The 25,536-nt window shown below is 41.3% G+C and carries 13 protein-coding genes; 1 reads left to right on the top strand and 12 read right to left on the bottom strand.

Annotation, left to right across the window (positions count from 1 at the left end; translation table 11 throughout):
• Window positions 1-108: 108 nt before the first annotated feature.
• The 12 genes from J3P43_RS19230 to J3P43_RS19735 all read right to left on the bottom strand — a co-directional run bounded on the left by J3P43_RS19230 (window position 109) and on the right by J3P43_RS19735 (window position 22,502).
• Entirely contained in the window at window positions 109-1,971 is a 1,863-nt protein-coding gene (locus J3P43_RS19230; RefSeq protein WP_255905557.1) for a sodium:solute symporter family transporter, read from the bottom strand.
• A 353-nt stretch (window positions 1,972-2,324) separates the two neighbouring features.
• The gene (acs, locus tag J3P43_RS19225) at window positions 2,325-4,229 is read right to left on the bottom strand and encodes an acetate--CoA ligase (protein ID WP_255905555.1); all 1,905 of its coding nucleotides are present in this window, start codon (window positions 4,227-4,229) and stop codon (window positions 2,325-2,327) included.
• A 240-nt stretch (window positions 4,230-4,469) separates the two neighbouring features.
• Window positions 4,470-6,698: a family 20 glycosylhydrolase gene (locus tag J3P43_RS19220; RefSeq protein WP_255905612.1), complete on the bottom strand. Its 2,229-nt coding sequence runs from the start codon at window positions 6,696-6,698 to the stop codon at window positions 4,470-4,472.
• Between the two features lie 517 nt (window positions 6,699-7,215).
• Window positions 7,216-9,069 carry a RagB/SusD family nutrient uptake outer membrane protein gene (locus J3P43_RS19215; protein ID WP_255905553.1) on the bottom strand — a complete coding sequence of 618 codons (1,854 nt, stop codon included), beginning with the start codon at window positions 9,067-9,069 and terminating at the stop codon, window positions 7,216-7,218.
• 17 nt (window positions 9,070-9,086) lie between these two features.
• Window positions 9,087-12,230: a SusC/RagA family TonB-linked outer membrane protein gene (locus J3P43_RS19210; RefSeq protein WP_255905551.1), complete on the bottom strand. Its 3,144-nt coding sequence runs from the start codon at window positions 12,228-12,230 to the stop codon at window positions 9,087-9,089.
• Window positions 12,231-12,848: 618 nt separating this feature from the next.
• The gene (locus J3P43_RS19205) at window positions 12,849-14,024 is read right to left on the bottom strand and encodes an AGE family epimerase/isomerase (RefSeq protein ID WP_255905549.1); all 1,176 of its coding nucleotides are present in this window, start codon (window positions 14,022-14,024) and stop codon (window positions 12,849-12,851) included.
• Between the two features lie 396 nt (window positions 14,025-14,420).
• A complete protein-coding gene (locus J3P43_RS19200; protein WP_255905547.1) occupies window positions 14,421-15,236 on the bottom strand; it encodes a phytanoyl-CoA dioxygenase family protein in 816 nt (271 codons plus the stop codon).
• A gap of 173 nt (window positions 15,237-15,409) precedes the next feature.
• The gene (locus J3P43_RS19195) at window positions 15,410-17,374 is read right to left on the bottom strand and encodes a sialate O-acetylesterase (RefSeq protein ID WP_255905545.1); all 1,965 of its coding nucleotides are present in this window, start codon (window positions 17,372-17,374) and stop codon (window positions 15,410-15,412) included.
• Between the two features lie 219 nt (window positions 17,375-17,593).
• Window positions 17,594-18,577: a glycoside hydrolase family 43 protein gene (locus J3P43_RS19190; protein WP_255905543.1), complete on the bottom strand. Its 984-nt coding sequence runs from the start codon at window positions 18,575-18,577 to the stop codon at window positions 17,594-17,596.
• Window positions 18,578-18,777: 200 nt separating this feature from the next.
• The gene (locus tag J3P43_RS19185; RefSeq protein WP_255905541.1) at window positions 18,778-19,926 is read right to left on the bottom strand and encodes a cellulase family glycosylhydrolase; all 1,149 of its coding nucleotides are present in this window, start codon (window positions 19,924-19,926) and stop codon (window positions 18,778-18,780) included.
• A gap of 573 nt (window positions 19,927-20,499) precedes the next feature.
• The gene (locus tag J3P43_RS19180) at window positions 20,500-21,672 is read right to left on the bottom strand and encodes an acyltransferase family protein (RefSeq protein ID WP_255905539.1); all 1,173 of its coding nucleotides are present in this window, start codon (window positions 21,670-21,672) and stop codon (window positions 20,500-20,502) included.
• Between the two features lie 512 nt (window positions 21,673-22,184).
• Window positions 22,185-22,502: a LytTR family transcriptional regulator DNA-binding domain-containing protein gene (locus J3P43_RS19735; protein ID WP_369414815.1), complete on the bottom strand. Its 318-nt coding sequence runs from the start codon at window positions 22,500-22,502 to the stop codon at window positions 22,185-22,187.
• A gap of 629 nt (window positions 22,503-23,131) precedes the next feature.
• On the opposite strand from J3P43_RS19735, the gene J3P43_RS19175 reads away from it, so the two are divergent.
• Window positions 23,132-25,429, top strand: coding sequence for a family 43 glycosylhydrolase (locus tag J3P43_RS19175; RefSeq protein ID WP_255905537.1), 2,298 nt, complete (start codon window positions 23,132-23,134; stop codon window positions 25,427-25,429).
• Window positions 25,430-25,536 lie beyond the last annotated feature (107 nt).

Here is a 25,536-nt window from a genome sequence, read left to right as displayed (position 1 = left end):
TTTCACGTCCGACCTTTTGCCCTAAGCAAGCGTTTAGTTAAACGCACTTCTTGATTTGCTTCAACTTACATCTGCAAAGTCAGATAACTACTTCCCTTGGATCTGACCTCATTGTTCGCTCTTCTTTAACACTTGCGTTCTCGCCCCTTTTCGGACCAATTCCGTCTGGATATTGCCAGCCGACCTCTTGTTAAGAAATATTAAATATTTCTTTGCCTGTATCCAGAATATGTTAAAAACTATCACTCCCAAAAACACTTTAGAGGCACCTGCTAGGTAACGTGCAAACCACAACTCTGTAAGACCAAGAATGAAAAGCGAAACAGACGCAGCTCCCGCAAAAGCAATTACTACTCCTCGTATCAATGGTTTGATTGGGTATACGTCGGACGACTGGCCAAGACCTTTGAAAGGCGTCCACCACCCAAGAGGGCGAGCTTTTATATAAAAACTCCTTAATAGGTGTTCAGGATCCGGCTTCGTAGCGAGTGCCACAGTAACCCATAATATGGTATTCAGTCCCATTACTAATAATGTTTGCCAATACCAGGGTATCAAAAGCACATCTGCCCATGATATGCCTAAATAACCTAAAAATCTTGGCCCAAGAACAACAATACAAAAGATAGCTGCCCCACCAAAAGACGCTGCAATTCGAGCTGGTCCATTAAAACGCCACCACCACCACTGTGCCCAGTTAGCGGGTAGCTCTGCAGCACTGAGAGATAGCATAAAGATGGCAACATCAGTGATAACAAGAACATTGAACACTACTGCTACCGATAGGGCTAAAATTATCACCATTCCAACTTTCCCGGCGTGCATGTAATGCCCTTCCTTAGCCGAGCGGACGACCCAGCGTCGATATATGTCGCTCACCAGCACTTGGCTTCCGAAATTCAAATTATCTCCCACGGTCGACATTGTAGCGGCAAGCATCGCTGCAACCATCAATCCCATCCCACCAACAGGTAATAACATTTTCATGAGTCTTCCGTAAACCAGCTCCCGGTCGGCGCCTGTTTGTCGCAACTCAGGCCAAAGTACCGCCGCGCTGATACAAGGTAGAGTAACGAGCAATAGCAATATAAACATACTTAATGCGGTAACAACATACATCGTTAATGCCTCAGATGGACTACGGGTGGATAGAATACGTTGACCTTCCATAGCACCTCCCATTGGTGCCGCGTCACCTCCATATCCTATACTTTGACCTACCAACCATCCCATAGCGGCAGCTAAAGGAAAAACTGAGTGATCGACTGGAGGAGTTATACCCAAAATCTCCGCGCTATCCGCTCCAAATTGATTAGTAATGGTTTCCACCATTTCAGCAGGTCCACCAAAATGAGAAACTGTTAAAATTAGTAACGTTGTTGTTCCTATCAGGAAAATAACCATTTGAATAAGATTAGAGACGACCACACCTTTGTAACCAGATGAGAAAACAAAGAGCAGCGATATAGGAACAACAAGAGCTAAAGTCTCGATTTTGGATAAATTGAATGCAGGACCCATGATCTTATAGGCAGCAAGCAAAGTAATCCCAGTCCATGCAGGCATCGCAATCAAAGAAGTCCGAATTGCGATCCAAAGACGCATAGCCGCCGCTGCACGGGGGGCGAAACGAAGGTCATAAAACTCTAGTGTAGTAAACAAATTCAGACGTCTCCAAAAAAACGCAAAAAGTACACCTCCTAAAAAAAGTGCAAAACCGAATCGGCTTAAATACCACCAACATATAAACCCCCCGGTTGCTACCGCTAAACCTCCATAACCTGTTGCTGCATCGGGGCTCACAAGAGCCGATGTATAAGATATACCATTCATCCAACCAGGAATTTGACGACCTCCCAGAAAAAAATTATCCATACTCGAGCTCGCAAACTTGCGGTGCCAGAATGCGATCACTAACATTAGTAAAAGGTAACCAACTACAATCCAGATATCAATTTGATTCCAATTCATTATTATTTCCGAAATTTTAAAACCGTAAATACAGTCGATTTCAAATCACCTGCAAAATGCATCATCCAGATACCTGTATTTTACATCACAAGCCAAAACAGCTTATCTTCAAATCTTTTACAAATACTATGGGTATGATTATTAATATTTGGCTATCATGCTCACGCAAACAATCTCCTAATATGCGTTATTTTTCGTTTATAAATACAATGATAAACGCAAAAATAATCAATTCCAAATTTTTCTCTTAAATTTGTACTTCCAACCTTAAAACCTCAGTCAAACTCGTAACGCTAGGTGTTCTAAACACTCCCAGGCTTTGACGGAACCTTAATTAGCTCATAGGGGAGTGCTCAAATGCCATCTTTTATTTCGTCAACAACCGCCGGATTTAATAATGTACTAGTATCCCCCAGATTCGCAATATCCCCTTCAGCAATTTTCCGTAAAATCCTTCTCATAATCTTACCGGAACGCGTTTTGGGCAAACCTGTAACAAATTGAATTTTGTCGGGCTTGGCTATGGCGCCGATAATCCGGGTAACTGTTTGGAGTATATTTTTACGGGTGAGTTCCTTATCATGACTTGAAGTACCAAGAATAACGTAGGCATACACACCCTGTCCTTTAATTTCATGAGGATAACCAACCACCGCGCTCTCTACCACATCAGAATGCATATTAATTGCATTTTCCACTTCAGCAGTTCCAATTCTGTGTCCCGAAACATTCAGAACATCATCTACCCTGCCTGTTATCCGGTAATAACCGTCTTCATCGCGCAAGCAACCATCGCCGGTAAAATACATGTTCTCGTAAGTCGAGAAATAAGTTTGCCGGCAACGTTCGTGATCTCCGTAAGTGGTTCTGATAATACCGGGCCATGGGAATTTGATACAAAGATTCCCGCTTACCCCATTCCCTTCAATCTCTTTTCCGTTTTCATCCACCAGAACGGGCTGTATCCCCGGAAGGGGAAGTGTTGCATAGCCGGGTTTTGTAGGAGTTACTCCTGCAATAGGCGAAATCATAATCCCGCCATTTTCAGTTTGCCACCAGGTATCAACTATCGGCGCGTTTTTAGCTCCAATTTTCTCATCGTACCAATGCCAGGCTTCTTCGTTAATTGGCTCTCCAACAGAACCTAATTTCTTTATTGAGCTTAGATCTTTTCCTTTCAACGGCTCGTCGCCAAAGCTCATTAACGAGCGAATGGCTGTAGGCGCTGTATAAAGTATATTCACTTTGTGTTTTTCTACAATGTCCCAGAAACGACCTGCATCCGGGTAGGTAGGAATTCCTTCAAACATAACATTGGTTGCTCCTTGTGAAAGCGGGCCGTAAACGATGTACGAATGACCGGTGATCCAGCCGATATCAGCCGTGCAGATGTATACTTCGCCCGGTTGGTACTGAAACACATTGGCGAATGTATATCCGGCATAAACCATATATCCGCCGCAGGTATGTACCACACCTTTAGGCTTTCCGGTAGAACCGGATGTATAAAGAACGAACAGCATATCCTCTGCGTCCATCTCTTCGGCAGGGCAGTCGGGATTTCCTTGTGTCTCTACTTTTTTAATTTCATCTTCCCACCATACATCGCGACCCTTAATCATAGAGATTGGCGTCCGGCTGCGTGTTAGCACAATAACCTTATCTACACTCTGGCACTGCACCAGGGCGTCGTCAATAATATCTTTAAGCGGAATATTTTTGTTGCCTCTGAAACCACCATCGGCAGTGATAACCAAAGAACATGCTGCATCATTTATACGGTCTGCGATTGACTGTGCAGAAAAACCACCAAAAACAACCGAGTGCACGGCGCCAATTCTTGCACAAGCCAATACAGCAATGGCTAATTCGGGCACCATAGGTAAATAGATACATATCCGGTCGCCTTTTTTAGCGCCATTATTTTTGAGAACATTGGCAAACTGGCATACCTTATCGTGCAACTGGCGGTAACTTAACACCCTGTGATGCTCTTCGGGATCATTGGGTTCCCAGATGATCGCAGGAGTATCTGCATTATTTTCAAGGTGGCGGTCAAGGCAATTTTCTGTTATATTTAAGGTTGCACCTTGAAACCACTTAATATTGGGTTCTTTAAAATTCCATTCTAATACCGAGTTCCATCTTTTTTTCCAGGTAAAAGACGAGGCAATTTCGGCCCAGAATTTTTCCGGTTCATTTACGCTGTACTCGTAAACACGCTTATACTCGTCAAAAGACTTGATCTGCAAATTCATTTTATGTTTATAGCAATGGTTTATTTGTAAATCGATTACTTTTCATCAATTCTCATCTACTCGAGGCATAGCCACGTGCCTCGGGTGCTTGTTTACGAGAAGGCATTTCTTAGTGACATTCCTGGGCAATAGTAAGCAGTTTCCTATCCCGGGTCAGGATATATCCATTCAAATCGGCATTTGGAAAGTCTCCTTACCTGCTACCTGCCGCGAACGGCATTTGATTTAAATTAAAGCTGCTTAATGAAATAATCTTTCACCTATCGAATAAGGCTTCCCATTTTTCTCCACTGACACACTCAGATGCTTCCCGCCTCCAGAGTCAAAATATTGAAGTCTAATTTTATGGTAACCTTTGCGGAGTGGGGCTACTCCCTGCTTCTCAACCGGCCCATGCTCTCCGTCGTTGTCTACCGTTATTTCGTCGTCTAAGTATAAAACTGCGCCGTCGTCGGATTTGACCTTGAATTTGTACACAGCATCTTCATCTGCATGCAAATAACCTTCATATTGAACGTAAAACTTGGTTCTTTCACCAAAGGGAATAGTCGAAAATGAACTTGCAATGCCACTTGTGTCAGGCCTGGAAATATTTATTTCTTTCGCATTCTGTACGATTCCGAATTTCGATTTAAAGGCCAGTCCCTTGGTTACCGTTGATGTCGGTGTGGCTGCTTTGTAAGCCTTCTTAGTATAGCTAGCTGAATAAACTCGACTTTGTCTCCCAGATTGAAGCACCGTCATCGCCTTTATTATAACGGGTTCGTTGTCAACTAAAGAAATCCGGAATGGACCACATCTTTTACTCATCGGACTGGGGTCTGTGCCATCCAGCGTATAATACACTATGGCGTCTTGCACTGAAGGCTTGAAGTCTAGCTCAAGTTGCTCTTGGGTAGTAACCGAATCTCTTAAGTCTTCTGGCTCTGGGATCCGGAAGCTGACTTGCCTAGCATCGAGGTCGGCAAGTCGGATAGATAACTTCTGCAAAAATTTTGTGTAGTCTTTTTTACTGGGAGCAGACCACCCAATTTCTGACGCTGCTAATGCCCTTGGATATACCATGTAATCGACATGCTTCTCATCTACTATCATTTCAGTCCAGGTATTTCCCTGTACTCCTTTAATATATTTATGCTCATCATCTCTTAAAGATTCAGACAATGGCTCGTACCCATAAACTGTTTGTAGCGGCAAAAGAGCGGGAAAAGCTGGGGGTTCGGATTTAAAATTGCTTTGGTAATAATCGAAATACAGAAAGGTATAGGGGCTCATTATCGCATCATGTTTTTGCCTTGCTGCAGCGATTCCTCCACTTTCTCCGCGCCAACTCATTACTGTTGCATTAGGTGCGAGCCCGCCCTCCAGTATTTCGTCCCAGCCAATTATCTTGCGCCCCTTGCTGTTCACAAACTTTTCGATGCGCTGTACAAAATAGCTTTGAAGCTCATGCTCGTCCTTAAGACCCTCTCTTTTTATTCGGCTCTGACAATGAGGGCATTTAATCCAGTTATCTTTCGGTGTTTCGTCCCCTCCTATGTGGATATATTCGCTCGGAAACACGTCTATCACCTCCGATAATACATTTTGTAAAAATTCAAATGTCAAATCCTTTCCCCCACAGTAAACGTCTTTATAAACTCCTCCTTGTTTCTGCACGGTATAAGGCCCCCCAGTGCAGCCTAATTTAGGATAAGCCGTTAAAGCGGCCGACGAGTGGCCTGGCATTTCAATTTCTGGAATCACTGTAATGTGCCGTTTTGCAGCATAAGCAATTACCTCCTTCAACTCGCTCTGTGTATAAAACCCGCCGTAACGCCGGTCTTTTACATAAGGAGAGTTTTTTTCCATTTCGGTTGGTTCACGCCATGCAGCAACCGTCTGCAATTTCGGATACCTTTTGATTTCCATTCTCCACCCTTGATCATCGGTTAAGTGCCAGTGAAATTTATTCATCTTGAAATGAGCCATAACATCTAAGAACCTCTTTAGATAAGGAACCGAAAAAAAGTGTCTGCTTACATCTAACATCAGACCACGATAGTCAAAGCGTGGCGAATCTTGGATACTTACAACGGGTATATGGATTTCGTTTGAACCTTTTCTTAAAGGAATAAGTTGTTGCAAGGTCTGGACTCCATAGAATAGTCCATTAGATTTGCCCGCCAGCTTAATCCGATCCTTTTCAACAGTAAGTTCATATGCTTGCTCCTTCGCCGATATGTCGTGACGAAAGCTAATCGAGTTCGACCTGATTTTGTTAGAATTAATAAGTTTTAGTTTGAACCCACACCTGATTAAAACAAACTCCCTAAATAACTCAGCACTCTTCTTCGCTTCTGCGTCATTATAATATAAAGCGACATTCGGTGCTAGATTGAAATTGCCTTTTGAAAGTTGGATTAAAGATGGCTCTGGGATAATTGAGTGGGGGCTACTTTGACCAAAAACTGAACCACAACATAACATTGCAATCGCAGCTGTTCGAAGCTGTAACATAAAGACTTTATAAATTACCATTGAATCTAAACTAGTAAAGAAGTAAATGCATTTCAGTAGTAGCTTACGCGAAATAAGCTAAAGTGACTTGCTAACTATTTCTGTTATTTAAGCCGCCTGTTAAAAGGAGAATACTCTTTCAGCGGCAAGACTAAAATATTTGAAAAGGTATTTGCCGAGCACTTTTTCATAGCGAGAGAAAATATAACGAGCAGCTTTTGTTGAGGCCAAGTAACTAAACTCGCCATCCGGCAAACAATTATATGTATTATGGGCCGCTTGGCGCCTTTTCGCCTAAAATCCCGGACAAATCCACATAAGCTGATTGGGAATGAAGATGGACATCTTGATATTTCATAATTGTATTAGCTCTTTCTAAATATCTTTATGTTTCAAACAAAGATTGAATCCGAAGAATGTGATAGTCAATAACCATTGAAGTAATTACTGCAAGAGAAACCTCTTGCAGCAATTAATCAATCACAAATTACCACCCCGGATTTTGAACAAGATTCTTGTTTTTCTCTAACTCATAAAGTGGGATTGGCCATAAGTAATGTTTCTTATCAAACACCCTCTTTTCAACCGGAGTTCTTACATAAAACGCATTGTCTGACATTGTGAATGGAATATTGCCTGGGTATAGAAAATCAACCTGCAGTCCGTGAATAAACGTATTATCGGTAACCTCTGCAATCTTCCAGCGGTGGGTGTCAAAAAACCGGTGCGTTTCAAATGCAAGCTCTATCCTCCGTTCATGCCTTATGGCATCTCTCATAGCTTCTTTTGATAGTCCCGAGGGTAAATCTGGCATATTTACTCTTCTTCGTATAAGGTTAATATACTTATATACATCAGCGATAGGTCCCTCGGCTTCATTAAGAGCTTCCGCATAATTGAGGTATTGCTCGCCTAGACGAAAGAATATCCAGTTCCTGTGCGGACCTGAATGGCCGATCCTTTGATATGCAGGATGCGTCAGCTTCTTTAAAAGGTATCCGGTTTCGCTATAATTACCTTGATTATTTGTGGGTCGTCCATCTAGCCCTCCTTTCCAAAACTCCAAAGGAGTGGTCCTATTATGAGGAGCATCCCATTTAAACTTTGCGCCGGTAAACATAATACTTGCATAAAACCGCGGATCTCTGCCTACGTACATATTACGTGTACCAGCGACGTAGTAGCTAGTCTCAGTCGCCGTGTTGCCAGTCTCAACGTATCCTGATCCGGGATTAATGATCGGTGACTTATCAGCATTGTATCCCAAAATAGGACGCTGCCCGGTAGCTGCCATTTCATATTCATCAACAATCTCCTGAGTTGGTGAGTTCAGACTAAACCCGATCCCCGGCATGCCTCTTGGCTCACTATAAATATCAAAATCATAATAGCCAGCATGCGGCCGGGCAAAAAGGACTTCGTCATTGTAGTCAATATAAAACGTTTCTTGATAATTTGCAACTGGGTCGTTACCTGCAGATCTATACAGTTTATAACCAGCAGATTCTGACTGAACAATACACTCTCTAGCCGCATCAGCAGCAGCTTTCCAACGGTCTGCCGAGAAAGCAGGAAACAGTTTTACTCCGTCTTTATTTGACAGATTCGCAACATCGGGATTTCCATTCCATAAGGGACTTGCCATATAAAGCAAAACCCTTGATTTCAAAGCCAAAGCTGACGCTTTGGTCGGTCGGCCAAATTCGCCAGCATTGCTCCCTGCAATCCACTTCGCTGGTAGTGCAGCTAGCGCGGCATCACAATTATCTACTATAAAAGCTACGCATTTATCAATCGGCTGACGGGTTATACTATTATAATCAGCACCTAATGATACACTTTTATCCATAATAGGAACAGGACCATACAATCTTATAAGCAAAAAATGATAAAACGCGCGAAGGAAAATTGCTTCAGCTTTCCATCTTTGTTTTAATTCTTCTGTTACCAATCCCCCTACCGGAAGCTTATCAATGTTTTCGATAAACACATTTGCCTTTCTTAATGCAATATAGTAGTGTGACCACGCATCGTGGGTATAGGTGGACTGGTTCCAAGTTCCTGAATTTAAATTGTTACTAAACGACGGCTCATAAGACATTTCCAGCTCGTCCGAAGCCCCCATAAATGGGTTTGGCAGGGGGTTACTAAGATTATCTGGGAGTACTAGCTCCCGAGGGAGAGCAGAATATACATTAGCCAAAAAGCGCTCGGTGTACTCGCGATTTTGAAAAACCTGATCAATAGTCAAATCACCGTCTGGTGTTTTATCGAGGTAACCTTTCTTACATGCAGTATTAAGCAGAATAGAAAGGATAAATAAAATTATTATGGGTTTCATATATTGGATATTAACTATTAAAAATTAACTTCTAGACCAAAATTCAGGTTGCTCGTGGTTGGATAGCCGCCTGTACCGAAATCGGACTCAGGATCGATGATCTTTATTTTATCCCATATTGCGAGATTAGTCCCCTGAACAAATAACCTTGCAGTGTTGATTGCTGCCCTTCTGGTTATACTTTTTGGTAATGAATAGCCGATTTCAGCATTCTTTATTTTTAGATAGTTACCGCTTCTTTGCCATAAGCTAGAGATAATGTAATTATTGGTACTTCCAGGCACCACCGCCGGATATTTTGCGTTGGTGTTATCGGCACCCGGCACCCATCGATTATCATAATACTCCTGGTTCACGTTGTAAGTCCCCAGACCGTGCTGAAACGCCCACATGGAAAAGTTCCTGTCGTTAAAAAAGAAGTCCCTACGCGCGGCTCCGGTAAAAAAGATAGTAAAGTCAATTCCTCTCCAGCCAAGAGTGGTTCCGAAACCATACATGATTTGTGGATCAGCTCCGTACTTCCCTATAATAACCCGATCTGCATTATTTATAAGGCCGTCGCCATTCTGATCTTTATATTTAACATCGCCTGGCCGGATAATAGACATTAGTTCGGTCTGTTTGGGGCTGGCATCAATGTCCGCCTGATCCTTAAAGAAACCCAAAGCAACGTACCCCAAATTTGCACCTATTACATTCCCGCGCAACTCCTGCTGCGGATAAAGAGGAGAGGGAATGTCGTTTTCTACTATGTTATTTTTAGCAAAGGTGAAGTTGCCCAGAAAAGAATAATAAAATCCTTTCTTTGTTGTATTTCTTATTTGCAAGCCAGCATCAACCCCTTTGTTGGTCGATATACCCACGTTTCCAAATGGAACTGTACTACTTGGATAACCTGTATACACGGGTATAGAAACCCTTTGTAACAGCTGATCTTCCCTGCGTTCATGAAATAAATCAGCCGTTAAGGAAATTCTATTATTAAACAACCCTAAATCTAGGCCTATGTTAGATTTCTTTGCAAGCTCCCAGGTTACATCTTGGTTTCCAATTCTGGATTCAACAATTCCTCCAATGCCATTATTATAGCCTAGTCCGTAGTCATAGCCTGGGCCATTTTTTTCCACAATCGTCTGGAATAAAAATCTAGCTCCACCAATCCTGTCGTTTCCAACACGTCCATAGGATCCTCGAAGTTTTAGAGAATTGACAACATTACTATTCCAGAAGCCCTCGTTGGATATAAGCCAACCGGCGCCAATAGAAGGGAAGAAACCATATTGTTTCCCCTTGGGAAAGTTCTCCGAACCATTGTATGCTGCATTTAATTCAAGAAGGTATTTAGAATCAAAATTATACGTGAACCGGCCAACAAGCCCTTGCCTTCTTTCCGGTAAATTTGCTATTGAATTCTGCGTGGCGACGTCTACATACTCCCTCCTTTGAGCTAACAATAGGCCAGAAACACCATGCTTGCCAAATGTGCGATCATAATTGGCTGCTGCTTCTGCATAGATCGTTCTATAACTTTCAAACAAGTTCCTGAGCCCTAAAGGTGTTTCATTAACCAAAGGCTGGTAGACATCTTCACCGAGCGAATTTTTGCTGTAAAGAAAGGTTGATGGAGTCCTATTGCGAATATTCTGCGTTATGTCAACAACATCAAAAGCAGCCAATCCCCTTAAAGATAATCCTTCTGTCACAGATGACAAATTCCATCTCGCGCCTAAATTACTAACGAGAGTGTTATAGAATTGGCGAGTATAGCCTGTTTGGGTTGCAAGGGAATAGGGGTTCAACACCAAATCCCCGGTGTTTCCTGGTATACTTCCATTGGGATTAGTTAAAGGCATGGAGAGAGGTGTGATTAACTTCAGTCGCTCGAAAATTCTTGCTGCCGATTCGCCTGGAAGATTGAGGTTTTGTATGATGCCAGACACCCCTAGATCTACAGAAAGATTTTTAGTTAAGCTAATATCAACATTGGATCGGAAGTTATATTTCTTCAATGCAGCGTTTGTTTTGTAAGGAATGCTTCCATCTTCATTATAATTACCCTCTTGTAATGTGAAAGCAAGATTGGCATAATACTTTATCGACTCACTTCCACCTGAGATTCCTAGATTGTTTATAGTTTGCAAGGCCCGCCTATTGAGCACTACATCGTTCCAGTTTACATTTGGATATAGGTAGGGATCTGAACCATTCCTGTATTTTTCCAATTGAGCATCGCTATATACCGGCGCTCCTCCCGTATTTACACTCGCCTCGTTCATTAATGAAGCATATTCGTAACTATCCACGTTGTCTGTTATCCGTATCGCTGACAACACGGCAGTTTCGCTCCTGAATGTAACCTTTGGCTTACCTAGAGCTCCTCTCTTTGTGGTAATCATAATCACTCCATTTGCTCCCCTACTCCCATAAACAGCAGTGGCAGTAGCATCCTTCAGAACAGAAAAAGACTCTATTTCTTGCACATTGATGGTATTCCAATAATTGTTTAGCTCACGTTCAACGCCATCGACGATGATTAACGGCCTCCTCTCACCAGCCTGAGAAACCATCCCACGAATATAAATAGCAGCGGCATCATACCCAGGCTCTCCTGAGGCTTGGCGTGTTATAACACCTGGTAATTTACCTCCGATACTATTACTCAAGGAAGGGGTGGAAAACTTTTGAAGCTCCTTAACCGAAACGGACGCTACAGAACCTACCATAGTGGTCTTTTTCTGAGTTCCATAACCAATAACCTGAACTTCACTAAGCTTTTGACCTTCAATGTCCGGCTCTAACTTCACTGTGATTGTTCTTTCACTTCCTGCTCGTACCGTTTTGGTTTTATAGCCGATAAAAGCAATAGATAAAGAGTCGTTCTCATTGCTGATTTCTATTATGAACTCTCCGTCCCCGTTAGTTGTGGCCACACTAGCACTTCCCACCAAGCGCACGGTGGCGCCCGGCAGACGTTCATTGTTCTCGTCTACCACAATACCTTTAAGAACCCACGAGACAGAACGAAGCACGATTTTATCTCCTGTGTGCAGCCGATTTAAATAACCAATGCCATTGAAATTAGAACGCGCGCCCCCCCGAACGTTTCCCGCACCTAACAGTAGAAGCGGAACGAATAAATAAAAAGATAGTAGTCTCATCATATATACTAGTTTATGGTTTATTTGTTATTGCGTTTTTGAGATTAGCAATAAACAATTATAAACGCAAATAATTTAAATTCCAAATTTATTTTAACATGATTTAGAGGACGTTACCCTCAATACAACTTATCCTCCCGCAAATCGAGCAAAACCGCAGAAAACTGCTAATGGAATTTCCACTTGACATCAGGCTATCACATACATAAGTTGATTGATTACTCCAATGGCGAGAGACAAGATTCCAGTTCAGTAATTTTTTTGTCAACTACTATCACCGCGATCTCCTACACTTCTGGCATTGTATCGTTCGAATATACTTGGCCCTTTTAAAGCCTATTAAGTTAAATTAGCCGCAACCTTCTGCTGATTGTAATTCCTGCTACGCTTTTGACTAAAATTTGTGTCTTTAGATCGGAGAGGAAGAAATCGATGTGCAGAAGCAAAAAATCGGGCTATTGAAATAATACGTCTTCTAGATTGACTGGCAATCGTTAAGTGGTGATAAAATGAATCCACCGGGAGCTATTCTCGCTTTTGTGCTAGGTGCATTAATTAATCTGCGCAATTGAACGGACAATAAGGCGCGGCTTTTATTCGGCAGGAGTACCATGAAGACAGTTAAATGTCTTCAAGCATCTTCCAGCAGTGCCATTCTTGCCTTGGCAAATGGAATGGGCCTTTAAATAGATTCCCTTTCGCAGTTTGCGCAATAGAGCCATCACGATGCAAGTAGCCAAACCATTCACCATTCTTTTTATCGTGAAAATGATTGTAGGAATAGTCGTGAACCATTCGATGCCAGCTTGCATATTTAGGCTCTCCAGTAAGTAAATAGGCCATCAATGTCGCAATGATGAACTCATTGTGAGGCCACCAAAACTTCATATCCTGATAGTATTCCTGCACAGGCTTATTGTAGACGTCTCTAAAATAATAAATCCCTCCATACTCATTATCCCAGCCTCGCTCCCACATATAATCTATTATTCTGCACCCCAAACCAACAAGATGAGGATCGTTGTTTCGGTATTTTGCCTCATTAAATATAAACCATGCAGCTTCAATAGCATGTCCTGGCGTTATCATCCTCCCGTCAAAATGATCAATAATAGCACCATCGGGGGCTACTTGTTCCATAACGCATTTGATGTCATCTTTAACGAAATCTTGCTCAATTTCCTTAATCCACTTCGATATAGCCTCGTCGCACCTAGGGTCCCCTATTGTCTCGCGGAGCTGCTGAGCTGTATTAATCATAATCATCGGAACGCCTATCGCTTTAGATGGACGGTAACCTGTAAATTTCGGGGGCAATAGTGATAAATCAGCTGAATACTCAAGACATTTACCAAAGAGCCTTCTAGCACGGTCAGCAACTCTTTCACTACCACTCGCTTTAGCGTAGGCAGCCATTGCTATAACAGTAAATGTTTCGGAGTAAAAATATCGCCTCTTCCGTATAGGACTTCCGTCTCTTGCGACGTGGAAAAACATCCTCTCATCCAAATCAAAACAATGTTTCTCCAAGAAATCAATGCCAAGTTTTGAACCATCAAGCCACTCCTGTTTGGCATCTACTGTATTATACAATGTAGCCAATAACCATGCAGCTCTTCCCTGTATCCATACAGCTTTATCATCGTCTAGAAGGGTACCGTCCCTGTCGCGCATCAACAAATAGCCACCATGCACCTTATCAAAAGATCTTGGAAACCAAAAAGGCAGTGTATCCTGAAGCAATTGATTCTTGTAAAAATTTTTTAAGTCCTCTAACTCTTCTTTAGTGTATTCCATAAACTTTGTATAGCAATTTCTTCCTCTGTGATTTCTTTCTAAGTTCTTGCCAGCGGCTCAGGAACTGATATTTCCAGACGCCCTACCCAATTAAACGAACGATACGTTAGCAACTCTCATTCCCGTCAGGTTCAAACTTTATAAAAAAGCACGGAGAGCCCGTGCTTTAACCAATTATAACCAAATGAGGGGAAGGGCTTCCCCAAAGAGAAGGCAACACTATCAAACTGCGTTTATTGTCAAAAACATATACAATTATACACGCAAATAACCGCAAATTCAAAAAAATTATTAATTTATTTTACAGCCATAAAGGGAATTACTTTGAATTGGCCAAGAGCAAACATTATCGTCACCTTTCGGAAATTATATTTTTAAATATTCGATGGATGCAATTTACAAGATTAGCGGATTCAATCTAGATGCGGCTAAAGCCCCTGGCGCAATCCCGTTAAGCCAACGCTGTCGATCATTCTCCTGATGATCGCTTTTAGGTTCTGTTACATGTGCTCCATCAGCGAAAAAAATTATTGTCATCACCTCTCTCGTTACGCGGGAGATATTAGCAGGAGCAGAATGTAAAGTCCACCCATAGTGAAAACTTGCATCACCGGCAAGCATTACCTTAGGGCGTGTAATGCTAAATCCATTTTCATTTATATACTTTTCCAGCCGAAGCTCAGAGTCATCAGAAATTGCCAGATTTTCAATAAAGCCATGAGTATGTGATTCGGAAGCGAAAGTGAGCATTCCAGCTTCGGCGGTAATATCCACAAGCGGCATCCACATCGTTATGGTATTATTTGTATCCAGAGGCCAATAATATTGATCTTGATGCCAGGGAGTAAAACCACCTCCTGGTTCTTTATATAAAGCCTGGTCGTGATAAAGTCTTACATTCTTTACCCCGAGCAAATCAGCTGCTATTTTCCCAAACCGTTTAGCCAGAGTAAAAAGCCGAACCTGCTCATCTACCTCCCACAAATTCATGATTTGCAAAAAAGCTTTGCCGTAAGTGTCTCGCTCTTCCAGCCTACGCTTTTCGGTATTATACTTATATGCTGCGTTCCTAATTACTTCACGATAACTGTTCACCTCCTCTTTCCCCAAAACAGACCTTATCTGAATATGACCATCCGTTCGAAAATCAGCTATTGTTTCTCGATTAATTTCTATCGTTTCATTCAAGAAAGGTAATTGAATAGTACTCATATAATGGCAGTAATGCGTTTCTTGATCTTGGGTAAATTTCCGAGTTAATCAAAGCTTCCGAAAAAAGGGTTTAAACTAACGATGTAATGGAGTATCTATATTATGCCAAGTTCCTATGCAGCAAACCTCTTAAGCATGTCAATATCTCCAGATTCAGTTCAAGGCCAGAGCTTTTAAAGTTCACTAATGTTATATTTCGCTCCTTCGGTAATGCCTTTCCATGAATCTGTTCGGAAAGGTCCAGCTGGAAAACCTTGCTTATTGTACAAATTTGCCAGACCTGCATCGTCCGCCCAGCCATAACGGACAGCCACAGGTCTAGCCACATTCTCAGAGGATATTATCACCTTATTGCCTTTAATATATGTTCTTGCTTTACTAAACTGCCTATCATTGCCTGATATTTCAAAACCACTTATCTCGCTAATATCACTTACCGCCTTTAAACTCCCCCCCTTTCGATGAAAGGAAAGCACAATATGATCACTTTCAACTCTCATACTTTTATAGCGTGGGCCTAAACATGCTGTATTCTTCTTGTAGGTCTTATTCAGCGCTATGGCTGCCAATCGCGTTCCTACAGTTCTCTTGTTTCTGGGATGAATGTCTATAGTATTCCCAATATCTGTCGTTACAGCCATACCGGTTCGCGGCAGCGAAAGTGTCATTTGTTGTGCTTCGCGGAGTTCGGCCCAAGCACTTCCTTTGTTGCTGTCTCCCCCGTTGGCATGGAAGCTGGATAGTTGCACAAAATAAAAGGGAAAATCCCCTATAGCCCACTGCTTCCTCCAATCGTTTATTAACAACGGAAATGCCTTCCGATATTGGTAAGCCCGGTCTGTATTTCCTTCACCCTGGTACCATACCACTCCTTTCATCACGAACTGGGTCAGGGGACTGATCATCCCATTAAATAAAAGCGAAGGGTGAGCATTGGGGTTATTAAAGAGGTTGAGATAACTAACAGACTCGACTTGAAAACGCCAAGGACCATCTAATTTAATATTAGTATTACCCAATTCTAGCTCGAACAAATCGTTGCCATAAACTCCACCTTCACCACCGGTATCTTCCACTCTGACAGCGATAACATTTTTTCCGACCCTCAAGGTGCCGGGCTTAATCTGGTAAACACGGGTAGTATTGTATTGGTTAGACAAGCCGCCCACTTTAACTCCGTTAATATAAACTTCATCCGAATCGTCTATTTTTGAAAGGCTTAAAACTGCTTCTTCTCCAACAGCATTTTCGTTCAGATAAATTTCTTTTCGGAACCACACAACTCCATCAAACTTTGAAAGAGCTTGACTTTCCCATATTCCAGGCAACTGCATTAGCGGCCAATGCCCATCATTAAAAGAGAAATCCTTCCATAACCGTACCCGATTCGAATCAGCCAGTCTCCCTTGCACTTTCTGAATTGTTGCATTTATTGATGCTTTTCTTGCACTTGCAATCGAATCTATTTTGAGTTTATAACCCGGAGGAAACAGGTTTTCAAACTCCGAACTTTCTTTCAAAGTTACAGTACTGGTCCAAGTTTCGACATTTGTACCTCCCCAAGACGCATTGATTAAGCCAATTGGAACTCTTAACTTCTTATAGAGTTCTACTGCAAAGAAATACCCCACAGCGCTGAAGTCTCTGGCATGTTCGGGATCCGCTATTTGCCAGGACGACTTTCCGATATCATCTTTAGGTTGATCTGCAATGACTTTTGGAACAACGATGTGCCTTATTTTAGAATAATTCGCCTGAGCAATTTCAGCCTGCGCATTCTCAACTTCATGTAACGGAAACTCCATATTAGATTGCCCCGAGCACAACCATACTTCCCCAATAACGATGTCTTTTAAAATAATTTCCTCTTTTGCTTTTACACTTAATGAATAAGGGCCTCCAGCAGGCATCGATTTCAGTCTTACTCGCCATTCACCGTCTAAATCAGCTTTAGTTTGAACAACCTGGCCAGCAAACTGAACTGAAACAGCTTCATTGCTATCGGTCCATCCCCATATCACAATTGGTACGTTTCGCTGAAAGACCATATGATCTCCAAAAAAATTAGGTAAGCGAAGTCCTGCTGATACGAGAGAACTATAAATTGAAAATGTGAGCACTAATAGTAATTTCTTCATTTAAGAATTGTTGTGTTAATCCTGTATTTTCAATGTGATTAAATCCTGACCTAAGATTAATTTATTCTTGGCGCTAACCTTCGCTTCTACCTTTATATAATTCGCATTATTTATAGTACTTATCCGCTCATTATATCATATCGCTGTGTGCAATTCCTTGCAATGTCAGCACCCTGTATAGATGACTGATATTAAATCAAGCTCAATAGTTCAAATACACTATTTAATAACCGGCCAGCCATTTTCATACTTAACGCGTTTTATGAGCATAACACGAGTTTCGTATTCCTGCTTTAAGGAATCTTTTGCAATCGGAATAGCATGATAGGCTGTAAAAGTACTGCCCCTTTTATCTTTGAAAATAGAATTATGCCCTGGTGCAATCCAGATTGAATCCCTTCGTAAAATCACGCTGCTGGATATCTTCCTTTCTTCTGACAATCTTATAAAGGGACCAAAGGCAGATTTTGAGCGGGCGATCAGCACAGCGTATTTTGCTTTCGGCCCACAGCAGTTGTCTCCTGAGAAATACAGATAATATGTTCCTTTATGGTAATCTATCCATGCTCCTTCTACCAGTTGATCGTAGTCTTTTTCCTTGCCAGGGAACACTAAAAACTGTGGCTTGCTGTCATTTTTAAATGTTTTCCAATCGTCCGACAGTTCCTGAACCCGAATGGGTTCATGTCCTGACCCCCAATACAAGAGCTTTTTACCGCTTTTCGGATCAATAAATGCAAAGGGATCAATGTTTACAAATCCTTTCCCAGATACAAGGGGCTCTCCTTTGTCCACAAATGGTCCTTCTGGTTTGTCTGAAAAAGCAACACCCAGGCATTTACCTATATTCAGTCCTTTTTCGCCTGAATAAAACATCACATACTTTTTGATAGCGGCATCATAAAGAACATGAGGAGCCCAGAAATCCTTTTTTGCCCAACCTGGTTTTTGCGGCAGTGCGTCTCCTGCAAGGCTCCAATTTTGTAAGTCGGTAGACACTGCTACAGGGATATTATAGTTTTTACCATTTATTGAGCCGTTAGTTGCATAGGCGTAATAAGTGTCAGCAACCCGAATAACCGTAGGATCGGGAAAGTTAACGTTAAATACCGGGTTTTCTAGTTTGGATTGCCCGTAGGATATACTTCCGCCAGCAATAAAAATCACTAAAAGGATCGCTTCTTTAATTCTTTGGAGTTTCATTATTCATTGAGAATTTAGGCTTAACTTGGTTTATAAATCTGAGGCAACCTCTTCTGCTTGGCCTTATCTTGTTTTATCGTTGAAAAATTACATGCAGCCAAGCAAAACATTCCGGCCAAAAGAGCCAATTGTTTCATTCTTTGGTTGTCTAATGAGTCTAATCAAAAAGCTTTTTGTTCCAGGTATGTTATGTGTCACTACTATTTTGTAGCCTTCGCATCCGATGTAAGTTTCTTTATCAGTACGATCTCCTCATGACGGTAAGGCCTACCATCTGTGTGAAATATTTCATGAAACCAGATTACCGGTTCCCCTGTATATTTTTTATCCCAGCTGTCCCATGGCATCTTCGTTTGAGTTTTGCCATCCACCAGTCCCCAGTTATATACACCAACGTTATACTTCTTTGCTATCGGCATCGAACCCTGAAATGTACTTCTATTTCCACGAGCCATATACTCCGTACAGATAACTGGCCTTCCAAGCGGCTGCAGCCACTTTATCCGCTTCTCAAACTCTTCGCTACTATCGTAATTATGAAAGGTAATGATATCCGACTCTTCTAATTGCAGCTTATCTATCTCTTTCATTTTTTCAGGCGATGACCAATCTCCCAACCACACTCCTGATGTTAGCGGCTGGCTCGGATTGACTGACCTTGACCATTCAAAAGTCTTCTTTAACAAAGGGAATACGTATTGTACCTTGTTTGGTAACTCTCTTTTACCATAAGAGGAGTTATTCGTATTATCTGGTTCGTTCCAAACATCCCAAGCTAACACCCGTTTGTCATTTCGGAAGTTTCGGACTACGCCTTTTACATACCTTTCTAATCGCGGGTATTGTGTCGAATCTTTTAATGCTTCGTACCCAGGACTTTGAACCCAACCGGAATTATGAACAAATGGTGTTGGCGACCGTTGTGTGCCTAGCTTCGGGAACGGGTCCCAGCAAGAATCAAATAACACAAACATGGGTTTGATCTTATGTCTCTGTGTAATTTCGAGAAAGGTATTCATTCGTTTTACGAATCCGGTGGAATCCTGATCCCAGAGCAAATCATGTAAATATACCCGCATGGTATTCATTCCGATGGATTCTGCCAGGCCCAATTCTCTGTTAATGGTAGCTGTATCAAAAGATGCTGCCTGCCACATTTCGAGTTGATTAATCGCTGTACTTGGAATAAAATTCGCACCTGCAAGCCAACCCTGCTTAGCATACCATTTGTTTGCCTTTTCCTTGGTCCATTTTATACTACTCTGCGTTCGGGAGGGCTGTACCGCACAACTTTGAAGTAAAAATGCAGTAACTATTAACAGCAGAAAATTGGTTTTTAAAAATTTCATTGCATTCAGTTTTATAGTCTCGTTTTTTATTTAGTTAGCCCGCGCATCAAGGAATAATGATGTAATTGACAGTGATTCCACATACGCTGTATCTATACAATTACCAACTCACTTAATAAAACCGGGTTCAAGCTTTGATCCATCATTTCCTACTTAGGCGAGTACGCCAATTTGCGTTTTTAAGCGTTTTTTATGCAATAATAAACGCAATAAATCGTAAAACAAATTTTTATAGTAAAAAAATTTGTTTTCCTGCTTTCAACCAGAAGATTAAAGATTGAAATTGAGTCCAGTTGATCTATAAATGCTACTAGTATTGATAGTATATCTAAAGATAAGTTATATGAGATAGGGTTGAATTCTTCAACACTGAGAAAACTAAACTTTATAGTTGAACCTGTTGTCGAATGTTGCTAGAGTGCTTTAACTTGCTCAATTTTTCCGTTGGTTTCCGGAAACATGGAGACTATTAGTTTATCACATAAAGACAACGCTTAGACGGATTTATGAGATCAGATTAAAATAGCAATTAATACCTTCGGGCACTCGAAGCCATAATATTGGATGATACCACTAAACCTTTATATACACTCTGTATAGGTGCATCAAAAATGCTATAATCCAAAGCAAAACCATATACGATAGCGCAAATAGCAATGAAGCGTCTTTCGCCTGCAGCCAACCTGCGAACAATTGCTCATACACCAACGAAGATACGCTTAGCCCACCTACCTTAATAAGTCCCATTAAATGCAATAATGGGCCAGAAATTGCATAAATAAATAACGGATTCTTACCAAATACTTCAAAAAAATATGTCCACTTTCTGAGGCCAGCTACTTCTATTATTACAATCAGAAACGCTGTAATCAACATATCCCAACCTAGGGTATAAACCACATAGGAACTGGTCCAAATAGGTTTATTAATAGGAAAAAAAGGATTCCATAACGAAGCAGCACTTATTAAAAGACATCCTGCTACTATGAGCTTAAAAAATGTTCTTCTGGGGCTAAGTTGTCTTTGGATAAAAAGACCTGTAAAATATCCTGCTATAACATTTACTACTGCCGGCAAAGTGCTTAACAATCCTTCTGGGTCAAAAGGTATTCCGAATCCGTGGTACAAATTTCTATCTAAAAAAATGATATCGTCCACTCTCCTCGAAGTATTGCCTTCCAAACTATACTGTAATGGTTGATAACCCCCAAAATAAGCTAGTGCCCAATAACCAAAAAGGACAATGACGGCGAAAAGAATTGACCTTCTTACACTGAGGTATCGAATTACAATCGACGCTATAAAGTAGCATAGTGCAATACGTTGTAAAACTCCCATTATCCGGACATACCTGAAATCGATCAGGCGAATAACGCCCTCTTCTGGCCAGTAGACGAAAGGAAAAGCATTTAGCAAGAATCCAATTGAAAAAATAACGATTGTCCGAGTAGCAACTTTTTTGATAAAAACTCTTTCGGTGAGGTGCTGTAGTTTTCCTTGGCTGAAACTCATTGCATTACCTACAACGAACAGGAAGGTAGGGAAAACAAGATCAGTAAGTGTAAATCCATGCCATGCAGCATGTTTAAGAGGCTCATAGACAGAACCCCAGTCTCCAGGGGAATTAACTACAATCATTAATGCTATCGTTAACCCGCGTAAGACGTCTAGTGATAGGTATCTGGAATCACCTTTGATAATTCCGTGGTTTGTTGCGACCGCCGCAGATGAAATAGCTTTATTCATATTTATAAATTTTAAACCGTGCATTGAGTGATAAGTGTATGCATGATCGTGGCATAAGATTACCTCGGCGCAAACCGGTGGTTCGTAGTAAACTCTGTTAAAACTGCGCCTTCGCTTTTACGTTCATTAATCCAATTAATGTTTAATGTTATAAGACAAGTCTCATAGACTTGCCCCAGAAGCGAAGCCTGGTACAATTCGAGAGTTATGGCTATGAAAAACCAGTACTAACAACGACCAAAAGGTGCATTTATTAATTTTAACTACACAATAATAAACGCAACAAACCGCATTTACAAATACTATCGATCTTCTGAAGCCTGATCTTCATACACCATCATTCGCATTGAGTTAGTCTAAATGACGAGGATTGACCCAAACGTCTGTCCACATCACTATTTCCGTACTAGATTCTGCAGCAATTAAAAGGTTTATATAGAAACACTAGCTACTGCTGATATTTAAAATTTACACTGAACCCGTGGGATATTCTATAAATAGATAATTTAAATTCATTGACATAATAGGCGCAGGAGTTCTTTCAAGGTTATAGTAAAGGGTACTTGCGTATTATTAATCAATTTAATGTGTTTCTTTTTTTTATCTATAAGCTTTATAAAACCCTTATTCACCAAAAAAGACTGATTCACCCTAATAAAATGAGTCGAATGTAACTCCAAAGAAAGCTTGGTTAAAGATTTACAGATCACCAGCTCTTCGCCGTCCACCAAGTGGATCCAGGTATAACAACTGTCAGATTTACAAAGTACAATCTCACCTTTATCAATAAACCGAACATAATCTTGCGAAGGAACAATTAACTTCTCCATCATGTTAAAATGGGTGGATAGCCCGTTAAATATTTCTGATTGGTGTATCCTACTCTAAAAATTCGTCAAATCGGGCACCATTCAGTGCGATGATTTAGCCACAGCAACTCATCTGACCTTTTTAGCGCTTATCAAACAACAAGATACCGCAAATATACGCAAATCGCAATTTATGGTTAATAATTTATTATCGCCAAGTGAAAGGAGGACGAGTTAGAATCTTATCGGTGTGTTTATCTCTTGCTGACTAGATTAGAAGCTAAGGTATAGCTTTCACAATATTCCTCTTGAAACTATAAATTAGATGTATACGCCTAAACTCCCCTAACATTGAACAACTGGCCTGAGGCACAAGGCTTATATTAACTGATTAAGGCTTAATTCTTAATGAAACGGGTGGAATACTTTAAAGCGCAGATGAAAGCTCTCTCATAACAACTTAAAGCCCTAGTTTTGGATACAAGCGATTAACATAATAATTAAAGTTGATTATATCTGCCCTGGCATTCAGAGCTTTACCTGCAATAGCCTTAAATGGGAACCTATACAGAATCAAGGCACATCGTCACATCTCATTTATGTAGTACCTAAATATAATTAACCAACTATCCATTCAAAACTAATGTATTATGAAACAAATCGTACTCCTTTCGAAAAGGTTACAGCTTAAGAGCAACTTGGGTTGTATAATCTTGTTAAATTTCATCACTCTTCTCATTGTGTGTAGTAAACCCTTGCAAGCCCAGACATTTCAAAACCCCGTCCGGGCCGGTGCAGCCGATCCCGCTATGGTTTACTATAACGGCTTCTATTATTTAACTTTTACCAATGGCAATCAATTGGACATTGTTAAATCAGCTACTATAGCGGGTCTTGCGACTGCGCCACCAAGCCTAGTCTGGACAGATGGCACCCCTAATCGCTGTTGCTACATGTGGGCGCCAGATCTAAAGTTGCTCAACAAGCCGGATGGTGCACCCGGTGAAAAACGATGGTATCTATATTACTCTGCTGCTGATGCTCCGCTGAATAATATACACAGGAACTATGTATTAGAAAGTAGTGGGCTAGACCCGTTAGGCCCCTATACATTTAAAGGTAAGTTAGCTCCATTAAATGAAGATGCCAGAGCAATTGATGCCAATATTTTAGTCAAAGACGATGGATCGCTTTATTACCTATGGTCATCCAATCAGAATACTAGAATTTCGATCGCTACTATGAGTAATCCCTGGACAGTAAACGGTAACAAAGTCATCCTTTCAGCTCCTACCTATGGATGGGAAATGGTAGGCGCTGCAGTAAATGAAAATCCGGCAACAGTTAAACGGAATGGAAAAACATTCCTGACCTACTCCGCGTCTACTTGTTTTTCTTCAGATTATACGGTGGGAATGTTAGTGAATACTGATGGAAACTATATGAATCCCGGATCGTGGACAAAACTAAATTATCCCGTTTTCGCAAAAGCCTCAAATGATGGTGTTTATGGCCCTGGGGGTAGCGATTTCTTTAAATCTCCTGATGGACTAGAGGACTGGATTGTTTATCATGCAACTACTAATCCAGCTGGTGAATGCGGGGCAGGGAGAAGTACTCGAATCCAGAAGATAACGTGGGATGTTAATGACAATCCGATTTTTGGCATGCCTGCGTCGACCTCTACTAACCTGTTTTTGCCTTCGGGCGACGTCGCTGCTGACCCGGCCAACAATCGAACAATTATTTCAGGATTAACATATAAAATTACGCGTAAAGGGACACCTTTGTGTTTGGACGTAGCGAATAATAGTAGCGCTGATGGCGCAAATGTTGGAATATGGAACCCTTACGGGTCCGATGGACAAAAATGGGTGACCACATTACAAACGGATGGAACATATAAACTCCTGCATAAAAACACGAACCAGGTGCTATCTTCTGAAGGCAATAGTGCTATAGCAGGTGCAAACGTGGTACAGTCAACAGAGGCCGGCCTCGACGGCCAGCGTTGGAATATTCAACCTCAGCCCAATGGCTTCCATAAACTCGTTCGTAAAGGAAGCTCTCTATGTTTGGATGTAGCAAATAACTCGAGTACTGCTGGCGCCAATGTAGGGCAGTGGCATGATATCGGCGTCGACGGACAAAGATGGAAAATGGAAGTAGTTGGCGAGGTCATTTCTGGAGCGACATATAAGTTGCTACATAAAGGCACTAACCAGTATTTGGCTTCATACAATAATAGTAGTCAAGCGGGTGCGGACGTTGTACAGGCCACCGGGAACGGAGACGATGGTCAACAATGGGTAATTACATTAGAAGCAGGCGGGTTTTATAAACTAAAAAGGAAAAACACGAGCTTGTGCCTTGATGTAGCAAACAATTCTTCAAGTCCAGGCGCAGATGTTGGACAGTGGTTAGATCATGGTGGTGATGCACAACGATGGAATATAGTTCATGTATCAGATGGCTATTTTAAGCTAGTTCATAAGGGAACCACACAGTGCCTAGATGTAGCATATAACAGCAGCTCTCATAACGCAAACGTCGGGCAATGGAATGACACAGGGCTTGATGGACAAAGATGGCGTTTAGAGCTAGTCAGCTTACCAAATCAGGGATTGATGGCTTCAAAAGAAGAGAACATGACATTGGGTATAGAGCCGTCGGATGAATTGAAGGCTGTTAATACTTCTTTGAACGTATATCCAAACCCTTTACGTAACACTTCAACAATAACCTTTTTGCAAGACATTACGGGAGAGGCATCGGTAGCTTTGTACAACCTTACTGGAAAGCGTATACTATCCATTTTTAACGGAATACTTGATAAAAACAGATCCTACAACTTCGAAATTAACAAAGAAAAGCTCGATAATGGATATTACATTATCAAAGCATGGAATAAAAAAGACTCGAAAACGGTTAACCTTCTAGTTCAATGATTAATTAGTAATCTTAAAATGTAATAGCCACAACTTGATCTGACAGTTAATAGGTTTTAAAAAGTGTCAGATGTTCTCTTCGAATATATAAAAGTTTCTTCGAACTC

Source organism: Paradesertivirga mongoliensis, assembly GCF_024436395.1.
GTDB classification, from domain to species: domain Bacteria; phylum Bacteroidota; class Bacteroidia; order Sphingobacteriales; family Sphingobacteriaceae; genus Paradesertivirga; species Paradesertivirga mongoliensis.
Note: the sequence above shows the minus strand (reverse complement) of the source record. Positions and strands in the feature narration are given on the sequence as shown.